This is a genomic window from Virgibacillus dokdonensis (assembly GCF_900166595.1).
Classification (GTDB): domain Bacteria; phylum Bacillota; class Bacilli; order Bacillales; family Amphibacillaceae; genus Virgibacillus; species Virgibacillus dokdonensis.
In genome coordinates, this window is sequence record NZ_LT745763.1 from 195052 (window position 1) to 210206 (window position 15155).

13 protein-coding genes are annotated in these 15155 nt (G+C 38.7%); 9 read left to right on the top strand and 4 right to left on the bottom strand.

Features of this window, described 5'->3' with window-relative positions; all coding sequences use genetic code 11:
• Nucleotides 1–78: 78 nt before the first annotated feature.
• A complete protein-coding gene (locus B2C77_RS02710; protein ID WP_077702295.1) occupies nt 79–1308 on the bottom strand; it encodes an IS4 family transposase in 1230 nt (409 codons plus the stop codon).
• 489 nt (nt 1309–1797) lie between these two features.
• Between B2C77_RS02710 and B2C77_RS02715 the strand changes: the two genes are divergently transcribed.
• From B2C77_RS02715 to B2C77_RS02755, 9 genes are all read left to right on the top strand, one after another.
• Nucleotides 1798–2832, top strand: a complete 1035-nt coding sequence (locus B2C77_RS02715) for an NAD(P)H-dependent flavin oxidoreductase (RefSeq protein ID WP_077702296.1) — start codon at nt 1798–1800, stop codon at nt 2830–2832.
• A gap of 287 nt (nt 2833–3119) precedes the next feature.
• Nucleotides 3120–4121: a TAXI family TRAP transporter solute-binding subunit gene (locus B2C77_RS02720; protein WP_077702297.1), complete on the top strand. Its 1002-nt coding sequence runs from the start codon at nt 3120–3122 to the stop codon at nt 4119–4121.
• Nucleotides 4122–4325: 204 nt separating this feature from the next.
• Nucleotides 4326–4862, top strand: coding sequence for a DUF1850 domain-containing protein (locus B2C77_RS02725; protein WP_077702298.1), 537 nt, complete (start codon nt 4326–4328; stop codon nt 4860–4862).
• Nucleotides 4855–6855: a TRAP transporter permease gene (locus tag B2C77_RS02730; protein ID WP_077702299.1), complete on the top strand. Its 2001-nt coding sequence runs from the start codon at nt 4855–4857 to the stop codon at nt 6853–6855. The genes B2C77_RS02725 and B2C77_RS02730 overlap by 8 nt, the downstream gene beginning before the upstream one ends.
• Nucleotides 6856–7264: 409 nt before the next feature.
• Nucleotides 7265–8440, top strand: coding sequence for an amino acid deaminase/aldolase (locus B2C77_RS02735; RefSeq protein ID WP_077702300.1), 1176 nt, complete (start codon nt 7265–7267; stop codon nt 8438–8440).
• Nucleotides 8440–9783, top strand: coding sequence for a D-arabinono-1,4-lactone oxidase (locus B2C77_RS02740; protein ID WP_077702301.1), 1344 nt, complete (start codon nt 8440–8442; stop codon nt 9781–9783). The genes B2C77_RS02735 and B2C77_RS02740 overlap by 1 nt, the downstream gene beginning before the upstream one ends.
• Nucleotides 9784–9890: 107 nt before the next feature.
• Nucleotides 9891–10313 carry a hypothetical protein gene (locus B2C77_RS02745; protein WP_077702302.1) on the top strand — a complete coding sequence of 141 codons (423 nt, stop codon included), beginning with the start codon at nt 9891–9893 and terminating at the stop codon, nt 10311–10313.
• Between the two features lie 3 nt (nt 10314–10316).
• Nucleotides 10317–10946, top strand: coding sequence for a lysozyme family protein (locus tag B2C77_RS02750; protein ID WP_367946633.1), 630 nt, complete (start codon nt 10317–10319; stop codon nt 10944–10946).
• A 37-nt stretch (nt 10947–10983) separates the two neighbouring features.
• Nucleotides 10984–11364: a RidA family protein gene (locus tag B2C77_RS02755; protein WP_077702303.1), complete on the top strand. Its 381-nt coding sequence runs from the start codon at nt 10984–10986 to the stop codon at nt 11362–11364.
• A 168-nt stretch (nt 11365–11532) separates the two neighbouring features.
• Here B2C77_RS02755 and B2C77_RS02760 read toward each other — a convergent pair whose 3' ends face one another.
• From B2C77_RS02760 to B2C77_RS02770, 3 genes are all read right to left on the bottom strand, one after another.
• Nucleotides 11533–11778 carry a YuzB family protein gene (locus tag B2C77_RS02760; RefSeq protein ID WP_073006865.1) on the bottom strand — a complete coding sequence of 82 codons (246 nt, stop codon included), beginning with the start codon at nt 11776–11778 and terminating at the stop codon, nt 11533–11535.
• A 77-nt stretch (nt 11779–11855) separates the two neighbouring features.
• The gene (locus B2C77_RS02765; protein WP_077702304.1) at nt 11856–13217 is read right to left on the bottom strand and encodes an MATE family efflux transporter; all 1362 of its coding nucleotides are present in this window, start codon (nt 13215–13217) and stop codon (nt 11856–11858) included.
• A gap of 538 nt (nt 13218–13755) precedes the next feature.
• Nucleotides 13756–14967, bottom strand: a complete 1212-nt coding sequence (locus B2C77_RS02770) for an MFS transporter (protein WP_141130666.1) — start codon at nt 14965–14967, stop codon at nt 13756–13758.
• Between the last annotated feature and the right edge of the window lie 188 nt (nt 14968–15155).

Consider the following 15155-nt stretch of genomic DNA (forward strand, 5'->3'; position numbering starts at 1 on the left):
TGTTATTTGTACACAATGAAAAAAAGACAACAGGCATGAGAGGTAGCCCTTCATCCATTTTTTGAATAGTATATACTTTTAAACGAATGGATCGTATGTTAAATCATCTAAGTGTAACACGTCTCCTGTCTCATATTGTGCTAGGGTCTCTGCAAAAATTCGCTCATTGTCCCACCTTCGTCGTCCACTGGACTCTCGCTCTGGTTCTTTACGTACTTTCAAAATAAAGGTTGCCATGGATTGATCGTAACCATCCTTTATCCAACGCAACATTTCCAGCAAGGTTCCTTTGAAACCTATTTTATTTTTCATTAGGATGATCAGGCAAAAGGTAATCATTGCAAGATAGACTTGATTATAAACGGCATTTTCACTCTTACCATATAATGTTGTAATGACCAAGTGTTGCTTGATCCATTTGAAAAACAACTCTATTTTCCAGCGGTTTCGGTAGATATCGCTGATTTCTTGCGCACTGCGCTTGGCGTCGTTACACACAATCCGAATAGGCTTGCCATTACTATCTGTTGTCTCTATCAATTGTAATGGATGTTTCATGTTTCCGATTGTCACCATGGCATGGCGTGTGATGGGAGAAGATGGATCCACGAGTAACTCTTCCACGACGTGTACCACTGTATTGGCTTTGATACGCGTTGCAAATTTTATTCCTTTTTCCGAATAGGCATCGAACTTCGCAAAGTTGAAGTACCCGCGATCGAATACATGAAGCACATCTAACTGATAAACAATTAATTCATCCAGCTGTGTCTCATCCGCTGGTCGGGCTGGCGTTAGAATCATCTTATCTAGCGAGAGCGTATCATTGCACAACCTAATTGAAGTGTGCATTTTAATCCCGGCTTTTGTTTCTCGAAAATCAGCCCATTCATAGCCACTAAGACACATGGAAATAGTCGATGAATCAATCAAATGCAGCTGAAGCAATGCCTTTCCTGCTTTCACAGGTCCTAGTGTATACTGTACCTTTTGAATGAGATGACGAAGAATAGCTTCTGGTATTTCATGTGGGATTTGTCTATTCTTACGCGAGAGTTGTGACTTACTGATACTGTCTATACCTACTAATCGCTGCACCGTTTTTTTGCGTGAAACAGACTGACTGATTACTGCAAGATTTTCTGATTTTTTAAGTTGTGCGTAAATAAATAAGCGAATATAGGCAATGGTATCTAGCTTTTTCACATACTTGTCTACCCCTTCTATATCAATCATTTTTTGAATAACTTTTGTATCTAATGGATGAATGTATTCCTTGAATACCATTTTTATGGTATGATTGTCCATGAAAGACTCCTTATAATATGATTGTCCATGAAAGACTCCTTATAATTTGGGATTTGGACAGGACTACCATACCCTAATTATAAGGTTTTTTTATGCGTTTTTGTATTGATAATTCCTATTATTCTTAGTATTGACACAAGTTGTTTTTTCTTGACTACTTTATAAAAAGTTTATGCAACGCTAGTGAGGAAATTATAAAATTTTGCAGCTGTGGATAAACTAACTAAGTTATTTAGCCACGTCCGGCTCCAGCGCCCAGCAACTAGGCGACTTCACGAAATCGCCTTACGATAAGTCATCATCGGTTCGTTCCTCACCGTAATTCCTAAAACTTTAGTTGATTCGTTCCACTCGCTACGTTGCTAACCGGGCGCCCCGAGCCTTTGTTCTCCATAACTATGGTGCAAGAATTGGAGCACTATAGTATGCTTGATATAGTGCAAGCCAAGTTTTCGAATAAAAAAGGTATTTTATGGGAGGGAGTTAGGTATGAACCGTTTTTTAGAAAAGACGAAAGTGAAGCTACCGATAATACAAGCAGGGATGGCTGGCGGAATTACCACCCCTGAGCTTGTTGCAACCGTGGCTAACGAAGGGGCACTGGGGACGATAGGGGCAGGCTATATGAATCCAGAAGCATTGAAAAAGTCCATTCAGCAAGTAAAACAATTAACGAAGCAACCGTTTGCTGTCAATTTATTTGCAACGAATTTACAAGCTACATCAAATGACTTAGAGCCAATGCAATCAGCGTTAAATGTGTTTCGAAATCGTTTAGGAATAGAATCTGGAAGCAGTCAAGTTCAAGTAGATGATTACTTAGAGGAAAATATGGAGGTTTTGCTTGAAGAAAAAATTCCCATTATAAGTACTGCTTTTGGTATGCTTTCAGACGAGCATATTATGAAATTGAAAACGAATCCAGTTACGTTATTGGGAATGGCAACGAATGTGGAAGAAGCAAAACAGTTAGAGGAGGCTGGATACGATATTATCGTTGCCCAAGGAAGTGAAGCTGGCGGACATCGAGGCACATTTCAAATTGCCGACTATCCAGAGGGGTGTAATATTGGCTTAGTCGCTTTGCTAAGCTCTATAAAACAACAAATAAAACTCCCGGTTGTTGCTACAGGTGGAATTGCCAGTAAAGAACAAGTACAAGGACTATTCAAAATGGGAGCGGAAGCAGTGCAAATTGGCACACGTTTTCTCCTAGCTAAAGAAGCCGGGACAGCACCTTCTTATAAAGCAGCCCTTCTTTCTGCAAATGGAGAGGACACGATGATTACTACCTTTTTCTCTGGTAGACCAGCAAGGGGAGTTGCCAACACATTTACTAGAGAGTTAGAGAAAAAACAAATGAAAGCATTGCCGTTTCCGATTCAAAATGCGTGTACAAAGGATATACGAAAAGCGGCTAAAGAACAAAATAATGCCGCTTATCAGTCATTATGGGCTGGGCAAGGCGTTGGTCAATTGAACCAAGAAGAAACCGTGAAAGATATTTTGGTTTCTTTGCACTAAAGTAAAACATTTACGGTTCATTGTATAAGAAAAACTCCGGCTTTTGTCCTAAAAGTTTGGAAAAGCAGCGTTGTTTATTCAAACGAACTAGTGAAATAGAACAGAATAGATGGTTTCGTGCTCCCGCAGTTTTAAAATAGTGGGAGTTTTTATCGTTTCCATCTATTTTCTAAAACGAAACTTAAAAGTTAATTTTACTTTTATTAGTTCTATTGCTAATAGTTTGACAATAAATTGTATAAAAAGTTAAAATATATTTTATACAAGGTTTATAAGGGGGAGTATGTGTGAAACGTACAAAGTGGATTTTGTTAACGGTTACCTTATTTATCTTTGCATTATTACTAACTGCATGTGGAGGGGAAAGCGACAAAGATAATGCAAATGAAGGGGATAACGAAGATGGGGAAAAGCCAGAATTTTTAAGCTTACTTACAGGAGGAACAAGTGGCACATATTATCCTTTAGGTGGAGAGATGGCAACAATTATAAAGGCCGAGACGGGAATTCAAACAGATGCTCAATCGTCTAATGCTTCTGCTGATAATGTAGCTGCTTTAAGAGATGGCGATGCCCAACTAGGATTTGTCCAAACAGATGTGATTTCGAATGCTGTTGAAGGAATCAATTCATTTGAAGGAGAGCCTGTTGATAATGTGCAAGCAATCGGTTCTCTTTATCCAGAAACCATTCAAATTGTAACGACGAAAGATTCAGGTATTACTTCTGTCGAGGACTTAGCTGGGAAAGCAGTATCTGTTGGTGCGCCTGGATCTGGAACATTTGTAAATGCCGAGCAGATTTTAGAAGTTCATGGTATGTCAATGGATGATATTGAAGAACAAAATCTTGATTTTGGAGAGTCTACAGGTGGAATTCAAGACGGAAACATTGATGCAGCATTTATAACAGCGGGAACGCCGACTGGGGCTGTTGATGGATTAAAAGCTCAAGTAGATGTGAACATCGTTCCGATAGCTGAAGATAAAATAGATGCCTTAGTAGGAGACTATCCATATTATGCAAGTGATACGATCAAAGCTGGAACATACGGCTTAGAAGAAGATGTCCAGACAGTAGCCGTTTTAGCAATGCTTGCTGTAACAGATAGTCTTTCTGAAGATGTGGTTTACGATATTACAAAAGCAATTTATGAAAACACGGACAAAATTGCTCATGATAAGAGTGAGTTTATAACCAAAGAATCCGCTCTTGATGGTATTGGAATTGATTTACATCCAGGAGCTCAAAAATATTTTGACGAAGAAGGAATATCTGCTTCTGAATAGATTTGTGCGGGATAGGACCGGCAGTAAAATGAGTTTGCCGAATTTTGCTGCCGGTTTTTCTGTTTTTAGAGGATAGAAAATTAAAAAGACAGCACTTTTTCGCTGTGGATGCGTTGAGAATAGTCGATCGATTTTTCTATTGCTATAGGAAAAATTTAACAATATAACCATCGTAGCATTAAATAAAAATTAGGTGAATATCATATGAGTGCTTTAAACCGAAAACAATGGTGTTTTATAACCATTATAATTCTTAGTTTGTCCTGCTTAATTGCCTTTTTTGCCCCTTTTAAAACGGCACTTATTTTTTATAAAGAAAATACAGAGCAAATAGCCATGTTTCTTCCTTTGGATGAGGGAGATGCTTTTCAACATATTTTTACGCATTCTATTCATTTAACGGATGTCGTAGAAAAATATGAAGTTACACATAAGAACACCATACAGCAAACGGAAATAATCTATGAAGAATTCGCTATTGGTATGCCAGCTAATGCGCAGGAAGGGGAAGCATTTACGTATGAAGATGGCAAATATCATATAAAAAACATAAATCAAACGTTTGATCAAATTAAACTTCGGAATGGAAAGGTTGTTTCTGAAAATAGACTCGTTTGGGGAAACAACGCACAATATCAAGTTTATTTAAATGATTATGTGCAACCAGGAGCGTGGTTTACGTTACAAATTGACGACGTAACGCTGTGGCAATACTTGAAAGGAGTGAGAGTACATGAGTGATGAAAAAGATCAGCTAACGAAACAAGAACAAGAAGCATTACTGAAAAAGTACGATACAGAAGCGAATACGCGAAAGCTTGCAGGCATAGCTGCAGGAATTGTTTTTTTTGGCTTACTGGCGTTTTCCGTTTTTCAATTATACACAGGAGCATTTGGGCAAAAAACAGCCTACATTCAACGAACCGTTCACTTAGGGTTTGCACTCTCCTTAATATTTTTATTATTTCCAGCTAGAAGAACAGGAATCAAGTCTCGGGTTGCTTGGTATGATTATATTTTGGTCGTATTATCCATTATTGTTTGTGGGTACTGGCCTGTATATTATGAAACAGTTGTACAGCAAATTGGCGGTATTACAGAAGTGCAAATGGTTATTGGGGGAATTGCTATTTTACTTGTTATGGAAGCAACAAGAAGAGCAGTAGGGCTACCCATTACTATTATAGCTAGTCTGTTTTTAATTTATGCGCTATTTGGTAGGCAAATGCCTGGTATGTTGGCGCATCAGGGGTTAAGTTTGGAACAGCTTATCGACACCATGTTTTTTACAACAGAAGGGATTTTAGGTACACCATTGCAAGTTTCCTCTACTTATATTTTCCTCTTTTTATTGTTTGGTGCTTTTTTAGTACAAACAGGGGTTGGTAATTATTTTAACGATCTAGCTATCTCGCTTGCCGGAAAACGGACTGGAGGACCAGCGAAGGTAGCCATTTTTTCCAGTGCCTTAAATGGAACCATATCGGGAAGTTCTGTAGCAAATACGGTTACGACGGGTTCATATACCATACCGATGATGAAAAGATTAGGCTATAAACCAAATTTTGCTGGTGCTGTGGAAGCGGCTTCGTCCACAGGTGGGCAAATTATGCCCCCCATCATGGGTGCTGCAGCGTTTTTAATGATTGAATTTGCAGGGGTAGGCTATTGGCAAATTGCCCAAGCTGCGTTAATTCCAGCTATTTTATATTTTTCGGGTATTTGGATTATGACCCATTTAGAAGCAAAAAGAATGGGTTTGTACGGGCTACCCAAAGATCAAATCCCACCTAAGAAAGAAGTACTTAAAAAAATTCACTTACTTCTACCGATCATAGCGATTGTTTGGCTACTATTTGAAGGAGTTAGCATTGAGCGAACAGCGCTCTATGGCATTGGGATTACGATAGTTGTTAGTATATTTATGAAGGAAACACGTATAACACCACGTAAATTCATTACCGCTCTAACATCAGGTGCTCGTACCGCTTTAGGTGTAGCTGCAGCTACAGCGTGCGCCGGTATTATTGTAGGTGTTGTGACAAAGACAGGCCTAGGATTAAAGTTAGGAAATAGTTTGGTAGATATTGCTGGTTCTATAGCTACATCGGCGGATATGCAATTATTGTTAACGTTATTTTTCACCATGATTACGTCGATCATTCTAGGGATGGGTTCGCCTACGACAGCGAATTATATTATTACATCCACGATAGCCCTACCAGCTATTTTAGCCTTAAATGATCATTTAGATGTAGCTATTCCACTACTTGCGGGGCATATGTTTGTGTTTTATTTCGGTATTGTAGCTGATATTACCCCACCAGTTGCACTCGCTGCTTTTGCAGCTACAGGTATCTCAGGCGGTGAACCAATTCGCACGGGGATAAATGCTGCTAAGCTGGCTATTGCTGCTTTTATTATTCCGTATATGTTTGTATTACAGCCAGAACTCTTAATGATTGATACATCGATTGGTGAGGTCGGATGGATATTATTTACAGCCATTACGGGTATGATTGCAATTGGCGCAGGTTTGATTGGTTTTTGGTATGTAAAGCTTCACTGGTCTGTACGTATTTTAACAATAGCAATTGGGCTGTTATTAATTTATCCAGAAGGAAATACGGATGTATATGGATTGGCCGCCTTTATTCTTATGTTAGCTATCCAGTTGTATATGAATCGTGCAAAGGGATCGGGAGAGAAGATGGAAAAAACGGCAAGTGGGTAAGTAAAGTTGTTACTATAAAAAAATTAAATAGGGTTGTGGAACGACGAGGTGCTCGTTCATTATAGCTTGTTTTTTAGCATATAAGGTGCTGCAATATTCCCGCTTTCAAACAAAGCTAAGGCGGTGATAATAGCACCTAAATGGCTAATATAATTAAGAACTTCAGGTCACCCCTTACACTATAGGAAGGTATAAACGTTTAAAGGTTTATAGAATAAGAAAAAACTACGCCATTCGCCATAAGACTTGGCAACAAGCCGAGTTTTTCTAATGTTACTAGAAAATGAAGGAATAAATAACGTCTGTTGAAGAAGATTTACTTAGATAGTAAGGATAAGCTGAAAAAACTCTAACATGTGAATAAGGATGTCAGAGTTTTTTCATTATCCAAAGAAAGCGGGGGAATAAATTGCACAAGCAAGGTTCTCATTTAAAATCACAGCCGAGATTAGTTCTTCATTTAGATCAGTTTGACCATAATTGTAACGCTATTGCACGACAGGCAAATGACAAGACGATACGAATTGCCACGAAGTCTATTCGTTCTATCCCTGTGCTAAAGCGAATTTTAGCTTCAAGCAACGTATTTCAAGGTTTAATGTGCTATAACGCTCAAGAGGCTTTATTTTTACACAATAAAGGATTTGATAACATATTAATCGGCTATCCTTCGGTCGATAGAGAAGCGCTGAAACAGATAGCGGAAGTTAATAAAAATGGTGCGCATATTATTTGTATGGTTGATCATTTGCAACAAGTGGATATGGTACAGCAAATAGCTAAACAGGAAAAAGGTTTTATTCCTCTATGCTTGGATATCGATATGAGTACGAGATATGGTGGAAAGCTTCACTTCGGAGTGCGTCGTTCGCCGTTGCATAAACTTAGTGATGTATTAGCTATAGCTGATTATATTAAAAAACAATCTCATTTGCGACTAATAGGAGCAATGGGATATGAAGCACAAATTGCTGGCGTCCAAGATAACTTGCCCCATCATTTAGTAGTAAATAAATGGATGCAAGTTTTAAAGAAACAATCCATTCCTTCTGTGAAGAAGCGGCGAGGTGAGCTTGTTGCAGCTTTAAAAGCGCGTGGCTTCTCACTTCTGTTGGTTAATGGTGGAGGGACAGGGAGTCTCTCTACTACGGTGAAAGAAGATGCAGTTTCAGAAGTTACGGTTGGTTCAGGATTTTATTCCCCTCAGCTGTTTGACTATTATAAACAACCGTTAGAAACAAAGCCAGCGATGTTTTTTACGCTTCCCATTGTCCGCAAGGCGGCAAAAAATATTTATACATGTCATGGAGGGGGATATATCGCCTCTGGCAAATCAGGTGATGATAAAATGCCAGTGCCAGTTTACCCTGCTGGAAGTAGGTTGATATCAGTAGAGGGAGCAGGTGAAGTACAGACTCCTGTCTTCATCCCAAAACAATCTAAAGAGATAGGAGATATAATCGTTTTTTGGGCGGCAAAAGCTGGAGAAATCTGTGAACGTTTTAATGATATTCTCTGTATATCAGAGGGAAAAGTAGTCGGCTACATGCCAACCTATCGTGGGGAAGAGGAGTGCTTTTATTAATGAAAGAGGCATATTGGAAAAATTGGGCAGAGACTGTATACTTTGAACCACATCAAGTAGCCTACCCAACATCTATTAATGAAGTGTGTCAACTTGTTAAAAAAGCTAATGTAAAAAAGCAGCAAGTACGAGTAATTGGTGCAGGTCATTCGTTTACTCCTATTTTTGTGAGTGAAGATTATCTTCTTTCTTTGGACAAATTATCTGGCATAGTCTCTATGGATGGGCAGAAACAAACTGCCGTTGTATTAGCTGGGACACGTTTATATGATTTGGCAAAGCACCTTGCGGCTAAAGGTTTTTCACAGGAGAACTTAGGGGATATTAACATGCAAAGTTTAGCAGGTGCCATATTAACAGGGACCCATGGGACAGGCATTCAATTCGGTAGCCTTGCTACACAAGTAGTGGAATTAAAAATGGTTAACGCTGAGGGTGAACTCTTAACTATAAATGCAGAAAGTGAAGTACCATTACAGGCTGCTGCAGTTTCTTTAGGATTATTAGGTATAGTAGTCGAGGTGACCATTCGGATCATTCCTTCTCCTACGTATCGTTTCGAAAGCAAGAAAATGCATTTCCAAGATGTACTTCAAAACATGGATCATTTCATAGCAGAAAATAGGCATTTTGAATGTTACCTGTTTCCATATTCTGATACTGTCCAAATTAAAATGATGAATCTATCTGATCAAAAACCGCAATCAATTAGAAGGCATCAATTAGAGGCATTAGTAGTTGAAAACTATGTTTATCAGTTTCTTTCGGAAGTAGCAAGAGTAGTACCGCCAACAACATATTGGATTAGTCGTTTATCCGCCAAAGCTATTGGCTCTTCCGTCATTCATGCGAAAAGCTGTGATCTTTTCGCTACAGCTCGTAACGTCCGCTTTCGTGAAATGGAGTATAGTATTCCATTGGAAAATGTACGAGAAGCATTAATCGCTATACGAACGAAAATGGCGAAGGAAGGTTACCAAGTGCATTTTCCAATTGAGGTCAGGATGGTAAAAGGAGACGATTTATGGCTAAGTACGGCATACGAGAGGGATTACGCTTATATTGCTATCCATATGTATCGTGGAATGCCGTATGAAAAGTATTTTCAAGATATGGATTCTGTTTTACAGGTGTACGAGGCAAGACCACATTGGGGAAAAATGCACAATATGAATATGGATCAATTACAGAGATTATATCCTAAACTGGAGGCGTTTTTATGGCTACGCGAGCAACTAGATCCGACAGGGCTGTTTTTAAATGCCTACTTTGAAAAGTTGTTCGCAATAAGTAATAAAGGTAATGTGGAGAGGCTGCAAAACAGTGTGACTTTCACATCATAGATTTTTGTTTTAGAATAATAGATAGATATTTATCTAGCGCAATTAAAATTGGCCAGCAAAACAAATGGGAAATAACGGTAAAACATAATTTTCAAGGGGTTTAAGCAATGAGACGATTAAAAATAATATGGATTGGGGGTATCTCTGGTGTCGTTCTAGGTGTTTTTTTAAAGCTAACGGAGCAGATAACATCCAACCGAGTGTACACACTATTGCTCAGCGTCGATTATATCCCAATACTAAAAGATTTGCCGTTAAATGAATTTGGTGAATTTATGCTGCATATGATTGTTTCGGTAATTCTAGTGCCAGTGATCTATGTAGCCTTAAAACAGATTGGGCACGAACAAAACCCTTTCGCCTATACGTTGCTTAGTAGTTTAATAGGTGCTGTTATTTATATAACGACAAGCTTTTCTGAACGTACACCAGACTTACTTGACGGAACCTCGTTTTTGCTTTGGGTTATCGGGCATGTATTATTTGGATGGGTGACAGGTTTCCTTATAGCAAAGATAGTAAAGGACTAGATGATGATGAAGAACAACAGGAGATTGTCAAAAGCAGTTAAACGAACGGTGTTTGTAGGAGTCGGCTTATTCCTTTTATTTATCGGTATATCATTGTTCTTTCAACGATTTATGTTAACACAACCTGATTCACAGACAGGTCCGATAATTAGTGAACAAGTTTTAGATTACCGCCCTTTAGTAGTAAAATATGCTAAAAAGTATGAAGTGGAAGAGCATGTTGATACGCTTCTCGCTATGATGATGCAAGAATCTAGCGGGCAAGGGGATGATCCAATGCAATCATCAGAAAGTTATTGCGGAGAACGTGGATGTATTCAAGATCCGGAAGTATCTATTAAACAAGGAGTCTATTATTTTTCACAAACATTGAAAGCAGCAGGTGGCGATGTATTAACGGCTATCCAATCGTACAATTTTGGAAAAGGATTCGTCGATTATATTCGCGAGCAAGGGGACGACTTTTCACAAGAAGCAGCCATTCAATTTTCGCAAAAAATGTATGCAGCAGATCCTGACAAAGAGAAATACCGCTGTTTACGTGACGGGGCGCAAGAACTTGATGCTTGCTATGGCGATATTTATTATGTTAAATCTGTGATGGCATATAAAGATAAATTAAAAGAAGATTAAATTTCTATGGTATGATGAAATGAAGGAGGAGATTCAAATGAATAAGGCAATTCATACAGAAAAGGCACCCGCTGCGTTAGGTCCATACTCACAGGCTATTGTAGCAGGTGATTTCCTTTATGTATCTGGGCAAATTGGGATTAATCCAGAAACAGGGGAGATGGCAGAAGGAATTCATGAGCAGACAAAACAAGTTTTAGAAAATATTCAAGCTATTTTAAAAGAGGCGGGAACAGATTTAGCTAAAGCAGTTAAATTCTCCATTTATTTACAATCAATGCAAAATTTTGCTGCCGTCAATGAAATCTATGGAGGCTATTTACAAGAGCCATATCCGGCAAGATCAACAATGGAAGTGGGCAAATTACCAAAAGACGCGCTCGTTGAAATGGATGTTATTATCCATTTAAAAGCGTAAAAGTGGACTCTGAAAACATACATATAACAATTTGACTTCTTTTTAACTATGGGAAAGAGTAACTTTTAGGACGGAGAGTATTAGCAAGAGGACGGACTTTGCCATAAAGTTTTGGCGATAAACCAAGTTTTATGGAGTTAGCTTTGCAGAATAGAGAAGAGTTAGCTGTTATTCGTATACAGCTAGCTCTTCTTTAATGGCAGTTCTTATTTTCTCTAAGCATTCTTCTGGCGTGTTTCCGAAAATGCGTCGATTGTTAACGAGTGCATATGGTTTTACTCTGCATAATCCGCAAAAAGATAGACAATCATTCATGAGCACAGCTACTTCAGGAAATTCTTTTTCTAAGATTTCCTCTATATGAATAGAAGTGATTGCATTTCCGTCACAGACCTCGACTACGACAATACCCATTGCTATCACTTTCTTTCTTATTTTAATATCCTCATAAGGAGGTGCTTTGTTAGTTGTAGCATAGATTCACGAAGAAATCAATGATGTGATTTCGTTTCTGATTTTACAAAACTCATGGATACCCAATTACGGTTTCGCCAACGTCTTAGCATAAATAATCCTCGCATCCATTCATCAGCAATAAAGGAAATCCAAATACCAATAAGACCCAAATTTAAATAAATAGCGAAGAACCATGCAAAAGTAACTCCAATGCCCCACATCACAGCAACGCCAATATAAACTGGAAACTTTACATCGCCAGCTGCTCGTAAAGAGCTGATCATGATTAAATTAAATGCTCTTCCGGGTTCCAGTACAACTGTCATTAGCAATAAGCCTGCCCCTGTTTCCAATATCGTCGTATCATCTGTAAAAATCCCTAGTAACTGACTGGAGTAAAAATATACAACCGTAGCCATTGATAAGGAAATAACAATTGATATTTTTAGGCTTTTCATGACACGCTTATATGCTGCTTCTATGTCTCCTGCGCCAACTAAATGTCCAACTAAAATTTGTGTACCTTGACCAATAGCGATGGAAAATAAGAAAATAAACATCATAATATTTTGCGCATAAACCTTCGTCGTTATTGCAATTGTGCCAAGCTGGGCTACAAAATAAGTAATTACCATTTGGCTGGCGTTATAAGAGATTTGTTCACCTGCAGATGGAATGCCAATTTGCAATAATCGTTTTACATAGCTTTTCGGAAAACGGAAAAAGTATGCTACTTGAATTTCCCCTTGGTTTCGTTTTAGAAATAAGTAAAATAGGACAATAACACCTATAAAACGGCTAATCGCAGTAGAGTAGGCAACCCCTTCTACCCCTAAAACAGGAAAGCCGAATGGTCCAAAAATGACAAAATAATTTCCAATGACATTCAATATATTCATGCCGATGGTGACATTCATGGTATCTTTCGTATATCCGTAGCTACGTAAAATAGCGCCTAGAGTCATAATTAATGCTTGTATAAAGATGAGCCCACCTACAATTTGCATGTATCCAGATGCTTCGTTCATGATTTCTTGAGGGAGATCCATTAATTGAAGAATATATTGTGCACCGAAAAATAACACGACGCTTAAAAATAGGGAGAATAACAGGTTTAGATTAATAGATAAAACAGAAATCTCTCCAGCCTGTTGGTTGTTTCTAGCACCTAGGTTTTGCGCAATTAGAATGGCTGCTCCTTGTGCTACAAAGCCAAACATGACAATGACTACCGACAGTACTTGGTTAGAGACACCAACAGCTGCAACGGCCTTATCGGAATATTGACTTAACATTAATGTATCCGCATTTCCCATTAACATATGTAGGAAAATTTCAATGAAAATCGGCCATGTTAACCCAAATAATGTGATCCTTTTCACTTTTTCTGAAGCCATGGGATCCCAACTTTCTAATCAATCATAGAGTTAGTTTATCTTCTTTTATGAGGAAATGGAAGCAAGAAGAAGCCTTGTTTGCGTGATTGTCAAAAACTCCTGCTTAAAAGGAATGGTAAGACTTTTAAATGGAAAAAATTCATTTTCAAATAGTAGAAAATTTTAGCTTAATCGTCCAATCTTTATGGCGAAAAACGATGTCTTTTACGATAAGCCCTGAAATTTTATACCTTTTTAAAAGATAAGAAAGTATAAAATTTGATGCAATGGCGTAACCAAATAACCGAATGGGCCCCGTCCGGCTCCAGCGCCCAGCAACTAGGCGACTTCACGAAATCGCCCTACGATAAGTCATCATCGGTTCGTGTTAAAAAGGAAGGCCGACTAAAAACGGGCTTGCCGCCCATCGTCGGCATACCCCTGTTGCAGGGGCATGATTCCTAAAACTTCAGTTGATTCGTTCCACTCGCTACGTTGCTAAACGGGCGATTGCGCCTTTGTTCTAGAGTAAAAAACCGAGAACAGTCTTCGTTCTCGGTTACCCTCTTTTCGCAAATAAGGAGTGAGTTTGTGGATGTTTAGAAGCGTATTCGTGTTTATACCAAAAATAGAGCATGATAGCTCCACTGACTAATAGCAGTATACTCGTGAACAGAAATACTGCAGAAAACCCGAAAAATCCAGCAATTACGCCGCCTAATGCTGGACCGATAATATTGCCTAAAAAGCGTAGGCTTGTATTGTAGCCAAGTACTTCTCCTTGCATGGATAGCGGGGCAGTTTGTCTAATATAAGCGATACGTACAGGGATAATTCCGCCTATGGCAATACCGAGTAAAAAGCGTAAAATAACGAGTTGCCATATATTGGTTACCCAAGCTCCGGGTAGATAAACAATTCCAGCCATAAATAATAATGCGATGAGTACTTTAATATAACCAATTTTGTCCCCTAGTCTGCCAAGCCTTCTTGACATTAGTAGATTACCAAGTCCAGCCGCAGAGAATGCTACTCCAGAGAAAAAAGCAATACTTGCTGGTCCGTGAATTTCTTGAACAAACAAGGAAAGGATTGGTTGTACGCTAAAGTGAGCGATCTGAACTAAAGCTGAGATTAGCATGACAATGAGTAAGACTGGGCGAGAAACGATATGCTGAAGGACTTGCTTTTTTGTATATGATTTTTCGTCTCTTTCCCCATCAGCGAGATTTGCTTTTATTTCTTTCACGCCAAAGAACACAATGACGGCCGAAAAGAAAATGGTGATGGATACCCATTTAAATGTATTAGCATAGCCAAATGCATCAGCAAGTGTTCCACCTAAAAGGGGGCCCATTAATGTTCCTGTAATGCTACCAGTTTGTAGTGTTCCAAGTACTTTTCCAGCGATGTGCTTTGGCGTCTGCGTGGAAATAAATGCTTGGGACATGGGAATAAAACCTGTAGCGACACCCATCAATAGGCGAAGTAAGAATAGTTGCCATACGGAAGTAGCGAAACCCATTAAAAATATAGATAGCCCCATTCCTGTTGCAGAGAAGATAAGCAACTTTTTCCGTCCGTATTTATCACCAATCCTCCCCCAGATTGGCGAAAAGATAAACGCGGTGACAAAGGTGATCGCAAAGGTCCAGCCTGACCAATTCTGGACATAAGCGTCAGAGAAGTTTCCCATGGAGTCAATGTACAAAGAAATAAATGGGATTACCATTGTCATACTTCCAGCCACAAAAAAATTAGCAAACCACATGATTGCTAAGTTCCGTTTTATTATAGGATGATTGTCAATGATGGCAATACCCTTCTTTCCGTTAAATATTTCGTCACCCTAAATATTATCGCAAATACAGAGAAAAGAAAAGGAATCTGCTCACTATAGAATGGTGATATGTTCCATTGTAGATGTGGAGGGTATATAGGTCTGTGGTAGTAAATGTA